The 15,420-nt window shown below is 38.5% G+C and carries 13 protein-coding genes; 6 read left to right on the top strand and 7 right to left on the bottom strand.

Going from position 1 to position 15,420, the window contains the following annotated elements; translation table 11 throughout:
• Positions 1 to 2: 2 nt before the first annotated feature.
• The 3 genes from ACFSFY_RS14235 to ACFSFY_RS14225 all read left to right on the top strand — a co-directional run bounded on the left by ACFSFY_RS14235 (position 3) and on the right by ACFSFY_RS14225 (position 3,351).
• Positions 3 to 359, top strand: a complete 357-nt coding sequence (locus ACFSFY_RS14235; RefSeq protein ID WP_381539143.1) for a DUF779 domain-containing protein — start codon at positions 3 to 5, stop codon at positions 357 to 359.
• Between the two features lie 176 nt (positions 360 to 535).
• Positions 536 to 1,165, top strand: coding sequence for a CBS domain-containing protein (locus ACFSFY_RS14230; RefSeq protein WP_381539141.1), 630 nt, complete (start codon positions 536 to 538; stop codon positions 1,163 to 1,165).
• A 974-nt stretch (positions 1,166 to 2,139) separates the two neighbouring features.
• Entirely contained in the window at positions 2,140 to 3,351 is a 1,212-nt protein-coding gene (locus ACFSFY_RS14225; protein ID WP_381539139.1) for a NupC/NupG family nucleoside CNT transporter, read from the top strand.
• Between the two features lie 140 nt (positions 3,352 to 3,491).
• On the opposite strand, the gene ACFSFY_RS14220 is transcribed toward ACFSFY_RS14225, so the two are convergent.
• From ACFSFY_RS14220 to ACFSFY_RS14190, 7 genes are all read right to left on the bottom strand, one after another.
• Positions 3,492 to 4,130 carry a 2OG-Fe(II) oxygenase gene (locus ACFSFY_RS14220; protein WP_381539137.1) on the bottom strand — a complete coding sequence of 213 codons (639 nt, stop codon included), beginning with the start codon at positions 4,128 to 4,130 and terminating at the stop codon, positions 3,492 to 3,494.
• 942 nt (positions 4,131 to 5,072) lie between these two features.
• Positions 5,073 to 5,777: an RraA family protein gene (locus ACFSFY_RS14215; RefSeq protein WP_381539135.1), complete on the bottom strand. Its 705-nt coding sequence runs from the start codon at positions 5,775 to 5,777 to the stop codon at positions 5,073 to 5,075.
• A 61-nt stretch (positions 5,778 to 5,838) separates the two neighbouring features.
• Positions 5,839 to 7,110: a TRAP transporter large permease gene (locus ACFSFY_RS14210; RefSeq protein WP_381539133.1), complete on the bottom strand. Its 1,272-nt coding sequence runs from the start codon at positions 7,108 to 7,110 to the stop codon at positions 5,839 to 5,841.
• 1 nt (position 7,111) lies between these two features.
• Positions 7,112 to 7,588, bottom strand: a complete 477-nt coding sequence (locus tag ACFSFY_RS14205; RefSeq protein ID WP_381539132.1) for a TRAP transporter small permease — start codon at positions 7,586 to 7,588, stop codon at positions 7,112 to 7,114.
• An 85-nt stretch (positions 7,589 to 7,673) separates the two neighbouring features.
• The gene (locus ACFSFY_RS14200; protein ID WP_381539130.1) at positions 7,674 to 8,690 is read right to left on the bottom strand and encodes a TRAP transporter substrate-binding protein; all 1,017 of its coding nucleotides are present in this window, start codon (positions 8,688 to 8,690) and stop codon (positions 7,674 to 7,676) included.
• Positions 8,691 to 9,275: 585 nt separating this feature from the next.
• Positions 9,276 to 9,824, bottom strand: coding sequence for a helix-turn-helix domain-containing protein (locus ACFSFY_RS14195; protein ID WP_381539128.1), 549 nt, complete (start codon positions 9,822 to 9,824; stop codon positions 9,276 to 9,278).
• A 796-nt stretch (positions 9,825 to 10,620) separates the two neighbouring features.
• A complete protein-coding gene (locus tag ACFSFY_RS14190) occupies positions 10,621 to 11,553 on the bottom strand; it encodes an NADP-dependent oxidoreductase (RefSeq protein WP_381539127.1) in 933 nt (310 codons plus the stop codon).
• A gap of 347 nt (positions 11,554 to 11,900) precedes the next feature.
• Here ACFSFY_RS14190 and ACFSFY_RS14185 point away from each other — a divergent pair, with 347 nt between their 5' ends.
• The 3 genes from ACFSFY_RS14185 (at position 11,901) to ACFSFY_RS14175 (ending at position 15,406) form a co-directional block, all read left to right on the top strand.
• On the top strand, positions 11,901 to 12,500 hold the full coding sequence (locus tag ACFSFY_RS14185) for a TetR/AcrR family transcriptional regulator (protein WP_381539125.1): 600 nt from the start codon (positions 11,901 to 11,903) through the stop codon (positions 12,498 to 12,500).
• Positions 12,501 to 12,589: 89 nt separating this feature from the next.
• Positions 12,590 to 13,351, top strand: coding sequence for a glucose 1-dehydrogenase (locus tag ACFSFY_RS14180; RefSeq protein WP_381539123.1), 762 nt, complete (start codon positions 12,590 to 12,592; stop codon positions 13,349 to 13,351).
• A 744-nt stretch (positions 13,352 to 14,095) separates the two neighbouring features.
• Positions 14,096 to 15,406, top strand: a complete 1,311-nt coding sequence (locus tag ACFSFY_RS14175) for a GntT/GntP/DsdX family permease (protein WP_381539122.1) — start codon at positions 14,096 to 14,098, stop codon at positions 15,404 to 15,406.
• Positions 15,407 to 15,420: the final 14 nt, after the last annotated feature.

Genomic DNA, 15,420 nt, shown 5'->3' with positions numbered 1-15,420 from the left:
AGATGACTGAACGCGTAATTGCCACGGATGCTGCACTTGAACTCATGGAATTTTTGGAGAAAAAGCACGGCCCGCTCATGTTTCATCAGTCAGGGGGATGTTGTGACGGTTCTTCTCCGATGTGTTATCCGGACGGTGAACTCATTGTTGGGGATCACGATATCTTACTTGGTACCATTGGCGGCGCTCAGTTTTACATGCATAAAAACCAGTTTGAGTACTGGAAGCATACACAACTCATCATTGATGTAGTTCCCGGTCGGGGCGGTATGTTTTCGTTAGAAGGAGTTGAAGGGAAACGTTTCCTGACAAGATCGCGCGCCTTTACAACTGAAGAAAATCTAGAACTTCAGATTTGAGTTCGGAAATACCTTCTGGGGGGGCTCAGAAGGTATTTTTGAATTGAAGGAGTTGCCGACACTTGCGTATGCACTACTTACTAAGGCCTTGTATTTTCTAGTAAACATCACCTATAATGAAAAGTAGATACTTATAATCGTGATTGTACATAAATTTATTTATCGGGGGAATGACCATGTATATTGGGGATTTATTATTAAAAAGAATTGCTGTAGCAACTGTGGACAGCGATAAAACCATTGCCGAAGCTTTGGTTAAAATCAATGAGAGTGGATACAGAGCCGTACCCGTTGTCGATGAAGACGATACTTATAGAGGTGCGATTTATAAAATGGACTTGCTCGAATATCTTCTTGAGCAAAACGGTAATGAAAATGACTCCATCAGTCACTTAGTGAAACACGAAGATATTCATCTCGATGAAAATGTCTCGTTCTTAAATGCGTTGCTTGAAATTAAAGCATTGCCATTCATCAGCATAGTGAAAGACGGCAAGTTGACGGGCATACTCACACATAACCAAGTCGAAAGCGTATTAGAAGATGCATTCGGCCTGAAAACAGGCGGCATCAATATGACCGTCGCATCATCAGAGTCCGCGGGCACACTCGAAAGATTGACCAAAACATTACGCGGCGAACAAATCGAAGGATTATTCACGCTCGATAATGGTTCAGTTCTCGCACGACGTGTCGTTGTTACACTTAGAGATGATAAAACGGATGAGGAACTCGAAAAACTACAAAACAAACTCGATAAAAATGGGTTCACGATCTTGCAAACGAACCGAATTGAGAAGCAGTGATGAAGTTGTAAATTAGTAAAAGAAAGCCTTCCAGCCAAGCAATTGGCCGGAAGGCTTTTTTTTGTGCAGGTGCTCGGTGTTAATGAAAGAGCGGACATACCATTAAAGAGAGGACATCATCATCATTAGGGCGGACATTGGAACGGCAAGGGAGGACAAACCGAGGAAAAGAGCGGACATACCATTAAAGGGAGGACATCATTGTCATTAGGGCGGACATTGGAACGGCAAGGGAGGACAAACCGAAGAAAAGAGCGGACATACCGTTAAAGGGAGGACATCATTATGATTAGGGCGGATATTGGAACGGCAAGGGAGGACAAACCGAGGAAAAGAGCGGACATACCGTTAAAGGGAGGACATCATTATGATTAGGGCGGACATTGGAACGGCAAGGGAGGACAAACCGAGGAAAAGAGCGGACATACCATTAAAGAGAGGACATCATCATCATTAGGGCGGACATTGGAACGGCAAGAGATGACAATCCGAGGAAAAGAGCGGACATGCCGTTAAAGGGAGGACATCGGATCGGCAAGGGATGACAATCCAAGGAAAAGGGAGGACATCTTCATAAAAAGAGCGGACATCCAAACGGAAAGGGAGGACATCTTCTTCAAAAGGGCTGAGATCCCATGAAAGAGCGGACATTCGAACAGAAAGAGCAGACATCCCGAAGAAAAGAGCGGACATTTTCCAAAATATATCTAGAATCATTTCGAGCGCATTCAGATAAAAATTCAGTTGAATTTAGCACGAGTAATTCCACAAATATGTGGAATACTAATAGTTGAATCGTTTAGAAAACATAGTCTTTCCTGTTTCTCAATCAACTCGTTTACTTCTGTCGATTCCTTTGATAAAATAATTAGGTTGTCCGACGTCAGACGAGTGTGCAGCGTAATGCATAGTGTGAATTTGTTTAATTGCAAGAAAAATATAAATGGAAAACTTCCATTTTTGAGGTGTAGCTGTTGAATATATTGTGGGGAATTCTAGGGATAGTGGTCGTTTTAGGGATCGCATTTCTATTTTCTAACGGGAAGAAATCGATTAATTACCGGACTATTATCGTTGGTTTAATCATACAAGTGACGTTTGCATTTGTCGTCTTGAAGTGGGAAGCCGGGAGAGCTGGATTAAAAGCGTTTTCTGGACTCGTACAAAATGTCATTGACTATGCCGGAGACGGGGTAGCATTTCTTTTTGGTCCAGCAGCGGATGTTAAAGAATTCGGTTTCGTTTTTGCGTTCCAAGTGTTGACCATCATTATATTCTTTTCTTCCTTAATTTCAGTGTTGTATTATCTTGGAATTATGCAGATGGTTATCAAACTGATTGGAGGCGCATTATCGAAACTGCTTGGCACGAGTAAGTCGGAATCGGTGTCGGCAGCAGCGAATATATTCGTCGGTCAGACGGAAGCCCCGCTTGTCATCCGGCCATTTTTAGCAAATATGACGAAGTCGGAACTATTTGCAGTCATGACGGGTGGTCTTGCATCAGTCGCCGGATCTGTTCTTGCAGGATATGCACTTTTAGGCGTTCCTCTTGAGTATTTATTGGCGGCAAGTTTTATGGCTGCACCGGCAGGATTAATCATGGCGAAGATCTTTATTCCAGAAACGGAAAGTCCGGAAATTACGAGCTTTGACATGGAAAAAGATCAGGATTCGGTGAACGTCATCGATGCGGCCGCGCGCGGAGCATCGGATGGACTAAAACTAGCCTTAAACGTTGGTGCGATGTTATTGGCGTTCATTGCGCTTATTGCTTTAATGAACGGAATGTTGGGCGGGTTAGGGAATCTGTTTGGATTTAAGTCGTTGACGGTTGAGGGAATTCTAGGAGTTTTGTTTGCGCCTCTCGCGTTTGTTATCGGCGTTCCTTGGTCTGAAGCGGTTACTGCAGGGGGATTCATTGGTCAAAAACTTGTGTTGAATGAATTCGTCGCTTATGCGGCATTTACACCTGAAATACCTTCACTCAGTCCTAAAACTGTGATTATTGTAAGCTTTGCGCTGTGTGGCTTTGCGAATTTAAGTTCATTGGCAATTCTGATTGGTGGATTGGGTTCACTTGCACCAAGTCGTCGCCCAGACATTGCTAGACTAGGCGTCCGTGCAGTCGCAGCAGGAATGTTAGCTTCGTTATTAAGTGCTGCAATTGCTGGGATGTTCATTTGAAGACTACATATCAAGTACTAAAAAGGACTGGATGGCCATTGAGCCACCCAGTCCTTTTATATGGTTAATTTAAAATAAGCGTTTTAAAGGATTCGAAGGAATTCTAACTCGGGTAGTCTCCATTCTTTTCGTGAGCCTTTTTATCTGATTTTTTGTTTTCTCATCCACTGTGTTGCTACCCACTTCTCACCAGTGATAACAGGTGCTCCAGCATGTAACGTTAACTCGTTTAAATCTGTATCGTTATAGAAATACTCGAAATAAACGGCCATACCCTTTTTAGGTGTTACTGATAGATTTAGTTTAGGAAATAACGTTTCTCCACCTTGTTCTACATCATTTAAATACATAATGAGCGTACTGATTCGATTGTTTTTTGCTATTGTACTTGACGATGAAAAATAATCATAATGAGCTTTGTACTCTTGACCAGGAGTATACCGAAGGATTTGAAGGCCTTCAGCATGTTCGATGGGGATGTTCATAATAGATGAGACTCTCTTTTCAACTTTAGCAATCAGTTCATTTTCACTTTCCTCGAAAAACATACTACTACTTGTTCTCAGTTCATTTACATCGTGTGTCGACCCGATTTTTGAACGTTGCATTTTATTTATTGATAACCTGATGAGTTCATCGCATTCTTCGTTACTTAAAACATTATCTAAAACTACTATTAACGGTTCTTCTACTCTTGTGATGATATCGATTTCTCTGTCTGTGTTTATTTTACTTCCAGCGTGGGCAAATATTGTTTGTTCCTTCTTCTCCATTATCATCTTCAAATTTCCCCTTAAAAAACCGATTTTCGGAACGAGTACGCTTTTTACTTCAAATACTTGATGATAGGAGTATGAACTACTACTTTTCTATGAATAAATTAATTTTATCACATGATTTTAATATATCGCAAGTTTGAAAAAACGGTAATCTGTTTTATAATTCTACAAATGGTTTTTGTATCAGTTAGACCCTAGGACTTTGTGAAATTAAATTTTGACATATTGTGCGCTTGTCTGTAAATCCTTTGTTGTCCAGGGTTTGTGTTCATTAATTGAAACTATCTTAGATGTAAATTAGTAAATGAGAGTCTTCCAACCAAGTAATTGGTGAGAAGACTTTTTTGTTTCTAGTACAGCTGCTTCAGACTGATTAAAGAGAGGACATCTTTATAAAAAGAGGGGACATTCGTACAGGAAGAGGGGACAACCCGAAGGAAAGAGGGGACATCGTATGAAAGAGAGGACATCTACATAAAAAGAGCGGACATTCGAATAGGAAGGGCGGACAATCCGATGAAAAGAGCTGACATCGCGTAATAGGGAGGACAACCAAATAGAAAGGGAGGACATCTTCATCAAAAGGGAGGACAACCAAATAGAAAGGGAGGGCATCTTCATCAAAAGGGAGGACAACCAAATAGAAAGGGAGGACATCTTCATCAAAAGGGAGGACAACCAAATAGAAAGGGAGGACATCTTCATCAAAAGGGAGGACATCCAAACAGAAAGTGAAGACATTCCGAAGAAAAGAGCTGGAAAATCATTCCTAGGAGCCATAATCAGATAACTATAGTGAACAAAATTATATCTCTATTAAAGTGTGGTTAGATAGTACTGCACAAAAAAAGAGCCATTGGATTATTATCTTTCCAATGGCTCTTGAATCACTTAACATCTGATTACTTCACGATATGTTATTCGAATCAAACTAAAATCAACTTAATCTAAATAGGTTACAGTTCGCTTACTTAAAAGGTCATCGATTTTATCCTTCAGAATCATTTGGTCAGTTGCGTGTATTTCTTTAATCCATTCATCTTCAATCTTTAAGCGTGCTTTCACTGCTTTTGATATATCCTCGAGCATATGTTGTGGTACTACGACTACTCCATCTGAATCTGCTACAACTAAATCTCCGGGATGTACAATCACTTGGCCAATAGATATCGGCAAGTTAAGTTCTCCAGGGGGCACATCTGTCTTGGGGCCGATTGGCGTTACGCCGGTAGCCCAAATTGGAAATTGTAACTGTTCACACTCGCTAAGATCCCTGATCATTCCATCAGTCACAAGTCCTTTTATTCCACGAGCCTTCGCCATTGTGGACATGATACCGCCCCAATAAGCTGTATATGGTTTTGCATTCCCTGCAACTACAATTACGTCGCCAGGCTCAGCCATCTCTATGGCTTTTAATATTAAAAGTTCATCGCCTAAGCTTGCACTTACTGTTACGGCAGATCCAACAAGATGGGGAACAGGGGACCAAACAGACTTTATATCTTGAGACATTGTATTTCGGCCTCTCATTGCATCTGAAACAGTTGCAGTAGGATAATTTAGGAATTCTTTATATGTGCTCGGATTCAGTCTTGATATTTTTGTTTTTATTCTATATTCATTCAAAAAACGATCTGGATTCATTATAAGTCCTCCTAATAGTTGAGTGTTTAATATTAATGATTAAAATATCTTCGCTAAATTATTACTTCTGCAAGCTTGGAATAAACAAAGCTAAACTTGGGAATGCAGCTACAACTAACAATGATAAAATCATTAGTCCTAGAAAAATTAGGATATGTGGAAAAGTTTCTTCTATATCGGTTTTTAATACCCTACAAGCTGTAAGCAAGGATAGAGCCATCGGAGGAGTGTTGCTTCCAATCGATAGATTCATTGCCATTAATATTCCAAAATGAACAGGATTCATACCAATTTCTATAGCTATTGGCACTAGTAAGGGGGTCATTATAAGAGTTACTGGAGTCCCTTCTAAAATTGTTCCTAAAAGTAAGAGTAAAAGCATCATCAATAGGAATATAATAATTGGATTATCACTTATACCCATTAACAGAGACAGCAACTTTTGTGTTGCGCCTGCCCGAGTAAGTATCCAAGCGAAAGCAGTCGCCACAGCGATTAAAATCATAATTGCTCCTGTGTTGATTGCTGTGTTTATTAAAGAAACTTTTACATCATACCAACTCAACTCTCGGTAAATGTATTTACATAAAATGAAAGCATAGAACACAGCAATAGCGGCTGATTCTGTAGCTGTAAACACCCCACCTAAGATTCCAGCTAAAATAACAACTGGTAAACCTAGAGGTAAAAAGGATTGTTTAATTGCATGTATAAAATCGGCTTTTTTAGGCTTGTAATCATCTTTAATGTTGTTTTTCTTAGCATAAAAATAGACATACACACATAAGAAAAGAGCCGTCACTATACCGGGAATAATTCCTGCTAAAAACAAATCCCCAATCGATATTCCTCCTGTTACACCAATTAAAATAAGTATAATACTAGGTGGAATAACTGCAGCAAGTGTACCTGAACTTCCTTGAAGTGATGCAATAAATCCAGGAGAAAAACCTTTCTTTTTCATTTCTGGTCCAAATACAGTCGATAATGCTGCAACATCTGCAACCATAGAACCAGAAATGCCGCCAAGTAACACGGAAGATCCAACGTTTACATATCCAAGGCCCCCGGTAAAGCGACCGAATAAAACGTTAGGCAAGGCCATTAAACGCTGCATTGCACCACCTCTGACAATGAGCTCACCCATTAAAATGAAAAGTGGGACAGCAAGTAATGGAAACGAATTTATTCCATCCATCATTTTCTTTACTACAATATTAAGTGAAATGTGATCTGTGGTCGCTACATAAATAAAGGAACCTAGTCCCATTGAATAAGCAATAGGGAGTCCTAGAAATATCAGCACAGCTATGGGAATTAATAGGAAAACCATATCATTTCACTCCCTCTCCCTGAATTAAAAAGTTTATATAATATAAAAAAGATAAACCGATTCCAATTGGAAAAGAAATCAATGCTTGGCCCCAGTTAAGCGGAACAGATACAAGTGCAAAATTAGATGAAATACTAATCACGTAAAAACTGGTAACGAACGCTATTAATAGAAAAGCCATATTAGCAATATGTATAATCGGTGTTACAAATTTAAGAATCCCATTCGGAAATCTTTTAATGAAAAAATCGATTCTTAAATGGGCTTTGTGCCAAACGGCAATAGAGATACTTAAGAATGAGGCCCAAATTAGCATGAATCTTGAAACTTCATCAGCCCATCCCAATGAATTATTTAAAACGTATCTAAAAATTACCTGTAAAAATGTAACTGAAACAATTAATGCGATAATCGTTATACTAATTAAGGTAATGAACCTATTTATTGAAAATAATATCTTATGATAGTAGGCAACCATTCAATCCCTCCTTTTTATGATCATAAAAATTAGGGTTAACTCCGTATATATTTTATTAAGTACGGAGTTAACCCTTGTGAGAACCTTAGTCTTCTAAAATTAAATCCATTAATTCTTCGCCAAATACATCTTTATATTTTTCGAAAACTGGCTTTGATTTCTCTATAAATGGTGTTAAATCATCAACGACGTTTACTTTCATACCTTTTTCTTCAAGTTTTTGTATAAGATCTGTATCTTCCTCTTGTGTTCTTTTTCTTTGAATGTCGCGATATTTAATTGCATTATCTTTTAATATTTTCTGTAAATCTTCAGGTAAACTGTTAAACTTGTCCAATCCGATTTCAAGAACTGCTGGACTCCAAGTGATGTTAAGAATAGACAAGTAATCTTGAACTTCATAAAAGTTCGAATCATATATAGTGTTGAGACCATTTGTTTGTCCATCTACTGCTTTTTGCTGAAGGCCTGTAAAAAGTTCTGTAAAGGACATAGGAACAGGGTTAGCACCTAATTCTTTGAAAATATCTTGACGTAATTTAATTTCAGGAACACGGATTTTAACCCCTTCCAAATCTTCTGGAGTCTCTATAGGGCCAGTGTTAGTAGTAACTTGGAAAAATCCATCTTCCCACCATGCTAAACCTAAAATCCCTTTTTCTTTTAGTAAACCAAATTGAAGATCTCCGAGTTCTCCGTCAACAGCTTCATATGCTTTTTCACGGTCATCGTATAGAAACGGCAAGTTTTGGATGCTCATTTCTGGAACAATTGGTGCATGTGAAGGACCACCAGTAATAGCCATATCCAAATCACCTATTTGGATTTGCTCCAGCATTGCAGTAGCTCCGCCCAATGTACCATCTGGAAATATTACGATATCAAGTCTGCCGTCGGACTCCTCTTTAACAGCTTCCGCAAATTCACTGGCGGTTACATGCCATGAATGGGACTGAGATACTTCGTGGCCTAAACTTAGTTCATAAACTTTTTCTTTATCATCAGCTCCAGCTTTATCGTCGCTATCGCTACATCCTGTCAATAATAAAGCTAATGATAATGCTGTTAAAGAGAATATCTTTTTCAGATTAATAAATTTCATTTTTATTCCTCCGTTTCAAGGTTTTGAAGATTGTATCGTTATTTTAATTATTATCTTACTCTAGTCAATACTAGCGACAGTAATTGGTAATACTTAACCCGATTACTTTGAAAAGTAAGGAATACACTGTAGCTCTCTTTGTACCAATAAGAATGTTCAGAACTTCCCAACCTTCAGTTAATTAACGAGAAAGCGCTCTCAAACCGATTGACCTAAAAGATGTATTTATAATTAATTGTGTGTGTACTTTTTTATGAAAAAGCTGAATTGGGATTGCAAGTTAAGGTACTAATTGAATTTGAATAAATACTCTTGTAATATACGCCTCCTAAATATGAATAATTATTTAATTCAAAAGAGTTATTAAAGTATCGCTTTATTTTTATTGAAGTGCCACTTTAATATCCTTGTTTTACATACTAGATAACTATGAAGATTCTGTCAATACCTTTTGGTAGTTATTATTAGAAAAAGATATTGGATTTCGAATAAAAAAACGGACATAGCCGTAGCTGTCCGAGTTTAGGTGACTCCTTAATCATAGAATGATAGATGAATTTTACTTGAAAAAATATATAAAAGAATTTAGTTTTTTTCTGAGGATACACAAAGAAATCTAACGGTGTCATTCGTACGATTCCACCAATAATGTGGTTTTTTTGAGTCGATGACAATTGAATCATTCGAGTACAACTGGTGTTCTACCGTGTCAATTTCGACTGTAAGCATCCCGTCTAATACATAGATAAATTCAAATCCCCTATGTGAAAAAGGATTACCACGGTTTCCTCCTGGTTTCAAAACAACTAATATAGGACTAAAATTCAAGGCAGAATTATTGCCTGAAAGATCTCTATAAATGAATTCTGTGGTTGCATAATCCTCTTCTTTCATAATGCTCCGCACGATACTGGATTGACTTTGTTTCTTGCTTTCTTGGAAGAAGTAACTTGGATTGACTCCAAGTGCATCTGATATTTTCTTTAATGATTCCAAGGTGAGTGAGGATTGCATGCGCTCTACTTGTGATAAGAAACTAATGGACAAGTCTGTTCCGTTTGCCAAGTCTTTAAGAGTTAGTTTTTTATTTTTACGTAATGTTTTTATCTTTTCGCCAATTGTTTTCTCCGCCATGTGAAAACTCCTTCATCATTAATATTTTCATTCTTTTATAAGTTAACTTTATTATTTCATATGTTTTGAGTATTGAGCGTGCATTAGTTCTTCTTCAATTATTTTTTTATAATGTTAACACACCTTTCGTATTCATCGATAATCTTCCAGCTTTAAATTATAGGTAGTAATATATTAATCTAATCTGAATATACACTACAATTACATATTTACTAGGTATTTCCTGAAGAAATAGTTGGAATTCTAAGTATGTGAAGTTAATTGAACTGTTCCTTTTTGTGTGATAAAGACAATTCAGACTAATAAAAGAGCGGACAATCCGATGAAAAGAGCTGACATTGCGTAAAAGCGGTGAGATCTTCGCCAATAGGGAGGACATTCAAACAGAAAGAGAGGACATCCCGATGAAAAGAGCTGACATCGCGTAAAAGCGGTGAGATCTTCGCCAATAGGGAGGACATTCAAACAGAAAGAGAGGACAATCCGATGAAAAGAGCTGACATCCAATTAAAAGGGAGGACATCTTCGTCAAAAGGGCGGACAATCAAACAGAAAGAGAGGACATCCCGAAGGAAAGAGGGGAGATACCATTAAAGGGAGGACATCATCATCAAAAGGGCGGACGACCCGAAGAAAAGAGCGGACAATCCGAAGAATAGAGCGGACATCGCATAAAAGCGGTGACACCTTTATCAAAAATGCGGAAATCTTCATAAAAAAAGCTGCATTCCACAAGCACTCCAAAACAAAAAAGCACAGCGAACTGTGCTTTCCTCAAGACATCTACTTTAAAGAGTTACTTGACTACAATGACAATCTTTCCTTTAGCATGATGTGTTGCACTTAACTCATGCGCTTCACGTAATCCTTCAGCTGAAAGTGGAAAAGTATGACCAATATGAGCCTTAACTTTGCCTTGTTCCATTAACTCGCCAAGTTCGGCGAGTTGCTTACCATTTGGATTTAGCCAAAGGGACTCAGCTGTAATTTCATTCGCCTCTGCTTTTTCTGCATCCGGTTGTCCCGAGATTGAAACAAGACGACCGCCTTTTTTTACAACACTTAGGCTTTTTTCTAGAATTTCACCGCCCATTGTATCGACTACAAGATCCACATTCTGCGCTACTTCCGTAAAATCAGTTGTTTTGTAGTTGATGAATTCATCCACACCAAGCTCTTTCAAGAAGGCTTCATTCTTACCACTAGCGGTTGAAAGAACATGAGCACCAAAACTTTTCGCGATTTGGATTGCAAAACTTCCTACGCCACCGGATCCGGCATGAATTAAGACTTTATCTCCTTCTTTGACCTGTCCGAAGTCAACGAGACACTGCCAAGCCGTTAGTCCTGCAAGTGGAACTGAAGCTGCTTCTTCAAAGCTTAGACTTTTTGGTTTTAAAGCGACTAGCTCTTCTTCAACAGCAACATATTCGCTATACGTCCCGCTTGGCATAGCTGGGCGAGCAAACACTTCGTCTCCAACTTTAAAGCTGGTCACTTTATCGCCGACTTCACTCACAACACCAGCTGCATCCCAACCTAAAATAAGCGGAAATTCAAAAGGTATCATTTCTTTCATATACCCTTCTCGTATTTTCCAGTCAATTGGGTTGATTGACGTTGCATGCATTTCAATCAACACCTGATTATCTTGAATTACCGGTTTTTGAAGTTCTTTCTCAACAAGTTGCTCTGATCCACCATATTGTTCTATTACGATTGCTTTCATATGTTGCACTCTCCTCAATGATATCTTTTAATCTATACCCTCATAGTTATGGAAGTATGCATATTCCTAACTAAACAAAGTAGTACGTATCCATGTTGTGTTTTATCGCACAGATAACGATTTGTAAACGCTTGACTTAAATCGGAATAGACAGTATATTGATAGTAGTAATATCAAATATCTTTTAATTCAGAAAATAGTCTACTTCTATACTTAGCGAATTGAAACGAACTTTGTTGTTTAGTATCATAAGAACAATTTAAAGGTTCAAAAGGGGTGTTGTTGATATAGATTCTAATAATAGATTGGAAAAAGAACGCTTGCATGGAAAAGGAAAAGGAAAACGAATGACTGGTATTACTGAATCTGCAGAAAAAGTTTTCGGTATAAAAGGTTTTGAGAAAGCTACTATGCAAGACATAGCGGATGAAGAAGGTATAGGAATCGCTACACTATTTCGCTACTTTCCAAAAAAGGACAAGTTGATTGTGGCGGTCGCAGTAAATGCTATAGGAAGATACTTCCATGCATTTCAAACGATTGCTCAACTAGATGTTTCTTCACTTGAAAAGATTGATAGACTGTTTGATTATTTTGCATCTCAACTTAATCCCGAAAACTTAGGGTACACAAGACTTATTGAGGCCTTTGAAAGTTATGCTGCTCTTCAATTTGCGCCGCTTGACGATATGGCTACATACAATGACGCGCATAAGGAAATCTCGGATGTTTTCTCAAGTATCATTGAAGAAGGAAAGTCGGACGGTTCAATTCGGGGGGATATCCCAACTGGAGATGTCTTATTGTCCATAATAAATGCGTTCTCTTTATTCTCAAGGAAACTTTCATTATTTGAAAACATTCCTTATCTAGAGGCTGAAGTGACTCCGAGCAAACAGTTGGCAATCGTGAAAAGTATCTTCATTGATTATTTAAAAGTAAGGTGATTGGGAAATGGTCTAGGAAATATCTCAGTTTTGTCTAGATAATTGTGGATGATAGAAGCAACATAAATTAAATAATGGGGGTTATTTTAATGACAAAGTTACTTCAAGATAAAGTGGGAATAATTACGGCTTCAGGTGATGGAATTGGTCGTGCAAGTGCACTTGCTTTTGCTGCACAAGGTGCTAAAGTTGTCGTTTCAGATATGAATGAAGAGGCTGGAAACGAAACGGTTCGCCTCATTAAAGAAGCTGGCGGAGAAGCGTCCTTCATTTTCTGTAATGTTACTAGCGAACAAAATGTAATCGACTTGGTAAAACAAACGGTTGAAATATACGGTCGACTTGACTGGGCACATAATAATGCGGGTATCGGGGGTCCTTCAAAACCGCTTGCTGAGACTGATTCTGCTCATTGGGATCGTTGCCTTCAAGTGACGGCGACGGGAATGTATTATTCATTGAAACATGAAATTGCGGCAATGCTTGAAACAGGTGGCGGCGCAATCGTTAATACGGCTTCTCTTTCTGGCCTCCGTGGGGAGGAAAACCAAGCCAGTTATAGTGCGGCAAAATCGGCAGTTATCGGATTAACAAAGTCCGTTGCGCTAGAATATGGTAAGAAAGGTATTCGTGTCAATGCAATTTGCCCAGGAATGACACGAACAGCCGCGGTTGAGGCGTGGGCAAAAGAATCACCTGATCAGTTCAATTATATGGAAAGTAACATTCCGCTGGGACGGATGGGGGAAGCAAGTGATCAGGCAAATGCTGCGGTTTGGTTATGTTCAGATCAAGCTTCATATATTACAGGCGTCGCGCTTCCTATCGATGGGGGTACAATGGCTAAGTAATCGGAATTTCAAAAGATCATATGTGTTTGTATAAATGATAAACATCCGCCAATCGGGCTTCCGGTTGGCGGGTGTTTTTGTTGAATAAAAGTGGTGTTGCACTCCAGACTCATCCCATGAAAGGGAGGACATCTTCATCGAAAGAGGGGACATCTTTATCAGAAGAGCGGACAAACCGAAGAAAAGAGAGGACATCCCATGAAAGAGGGGACATCTTTATTAAAAGGGCTGACATTCGAACAGATAGAGCGTAGATCCCGAAGAAAAGAGGGGACATATCATTAATGAGAGGACATCTTCATCAAAAGAGCGGACAACCAAACAAAAAGGGCGGACATCCCATAAAAAGAACTGCATTCCACAAGTACGCCAAAACAAAAAAGCATAGCGAACTATGCTTTCCTCAAGACATCTACTTTAGAGCATTACTTCACTACAATGACAATCTTTCCTTTAGCGTGATGTGTAGCTTTTAACTCATGCGCCTCACGTAATCGTTTTTCTTTATTACTTCATCCAACATGTCGCCGCGAATGGTAAAAGTCATGGAATCTATTGCTGTTGTGTACGTATTAATGATACCTACTAAAAAACACTAGATTTAATCCGGATAAAAATAAGTATTGACAATAAATAGTTAATATAATAAAGTCATTAGAGACAACGTCGTTAGATGAGTCGTTAAACAAAACATTAATATCGGAAACTTGTAAATTCTAGATTTATTCAAAGGGGAGGAATAGTATGTTTTCAGGTCCAACGATTTTTGGTTTAGTTCCACTTATTATCTTTGTAGTATTGGTATTTAGAAAGTGGAATCCAGTAGTGTCGATATTTATTGCCACTATTGTCGGTGCAGTTATGGCAGGAGCAAGCATGGTGGAAATTGCCACTACTACGAAGGAAGGCTTAGGGTCATTTTTAGCATATGTAGGATTAATAATAATGGCAGGCGCGGGACTTGGAAAGATTGCTGAAAAAACAGGTGTTGCACAGAAGATTGTAGAATTTGTCATGAATAAGATCGGAATTGACAGCGCTAACAAAGCTATTTTGGGAACGATGGCTTCATCTACAATACTTTCTGGATCACTTGGTACACTCTCAGGAGCGAATGCTGTAACAGCTCCAGTTGTCATTCCAATTGTTTCAAAAATAGGACTGTCGTCTAGTGCAGTTGCGGTAATTTTCCAAGGTGCGGGTGTCACAGGTTTATTCTTAGGACCTTTTACTCCACCTATGGTAACCCTTATGGAAATCACTGGATTATCATATTTCCAAGTAGTTCTCTATGCTGGTTTACCCGTTTCAATCGTTATGTGGATAGTTACTTTCTTTTATGTCAAATGGATACTTCCAAAGACAATACAAACACATCCTTATACTAAAGAAGATGTGGCAAGTTTTAGTGTGAATAATAATGATACTCCATTAGACCCTAAAGTTGTTGCTAGGGCAACATGGGCTTTCGTAATATCATTAGTTGGTTTGATTGTTTACGGGGTTATCACTCAAGGCGGAAGTACTTTTGCTTTGGTAGTTATTATCGGAACAGCAATCATTACTGGATTAGCAGCAAAACTATCGCCGAACGAAATTGCAGATACGTTTTTTGAAGGTGCTAAACCATTAATATGGCTTTTCTTTCAATTTATTTTATTCACACCATTCATTTTTTACATCCAAGAATTAGGCGGATTTGAATCATTGAAAAACATGATTATGCCTTTAATTGATAAAGGTGGAAATTTGACTCTGGTTTTATTAACTAGTTTAACTGGAATTGCGGGTGTACCAGGTGCGGCTGTAGCTCAAAGTATTGTGCTGAATGAAATGTTTGGCTCATTGTATCTTGAAGCAGGCATTCCAATAAGTATATGGGTTCTCGTTTTACTTGTCGGTTCGCAAATGACTGAGTTCTTATATCCAGTAGGAGATACTTTAGCTTCTATGGGAATAGCACGTTCAAAGGATTTGAAAACTATGGTAGTATTCGGCATTGTAATTACTGTGTTTGTAGTGCTATTCGTAGGGTTAAGAAGTTTGATTATTTAGTTGAATGAATGATG

The sequence above is a fragment of the Sporosarcina siberiensis genome (assembly GCF_042681925.1).
GTDB classification, from domain to species: Bacteria; Bacillota; Bacilli; order Bacillales_A; family Planococcaceae; genus Sporosarcina; species Sporosarcina siberiensis.
This window is presented reverse-complemented; position numbering and strand designations above follow the sequence as displayed.

What these genes read in the sequence shown, in the direction of transcription:
- ACFSFY_RS14210 (WP_381539133.1), bottom strand. Translation starts at nt 7,110, where the DNA reads ATGGTTTTCCTATTAATTCCCATAGCTGTGCTGATATTTCTAGGACTC.
- ACFSFY_RS14180 (WP_381539123.1), top strand. Translation starts at nt 12,590, where the DNA reads ATGACAAAGTTACTTCAAGATAAAGTGGGAATAATTACGGCTTCAGGT.
- ACFSFY_RS14215 (WP_381539135.1), bottom strand. Translation starts at nt 5,777, where the DNA reads ATGAATCCAGATCGTTTTTTGAATGAATATAGAATAAAAACAAAAATA.
- ACFSFY_RS14230 (WP_381539141.1), top strand. Translation starts at nt 536, where the DNA reads ATGTATATTGGGGATTTATTATTAAAAAGAATTGCTGTAGCAACTGTG.
- ACFSFY_RS14200 (WP_381539130.1), bottom strand. Translation starts at nt 8,690, where the DNA reads ATGAAATTTATTAATCTGAAAAAGATATTCTCTTTAACAGCATTATCA.
- ACFSFY_RS14185 (WP_381539125.1), top strand. Translation starts at nt 11,901, where the DNA reads ATGACTGGTATTACTGAATCTGCAGAAAAAGTTTTCGGTATAAAAGGT.
- ACFSFY_RS14235 (WP_381539143.1), top strand. Translation starts at nt 3, where the DNA reads ATGACTGAACGCGTAATTGCCACGGATGCTGCACTTGAACTCATGGAA.
- ACFSFY_RS14220 (WP_381539137.1), bottom strand. Translation starts at nt 4,130, where the DNA reads ATGATAATGGAGAAGAAGGAACAAACAATATTTGCCCACGCTGGAAGT.
- ACFSFY_RS14195 (WP_381539128.1), bottom strand. Translation starts at nt 9,824, where the DNA reads ATGGCGGAGAAAACAATTGGCGAAAAGATAAAAACATTACGTAAAAAT.
- ACFSFY_RS14205 (WP_381539132.1), bottom strand. Translation starts at nt 7,588, where the DNA reads ATGGTTGCCTACTATCATAAGATATTATTTTCAATAAATAGGTTCATT.
- ACFSFY_RS14190 (WP_381539127.1), bottom strand. Translation starts at nt 11,553, where the DNA reads ATGAAAGCAATCGTAATAGAACAATATGGTGGATCAGAGCAACTTGTT.
- ACFSFY_RS14175 (WP_381539122.1), top strand. Translation starts at nt 14,096, where the DNA reads ATGTTTTCAGGTCCAACGATTTTTGGTTTAGTTCCACTTATTATCTTT.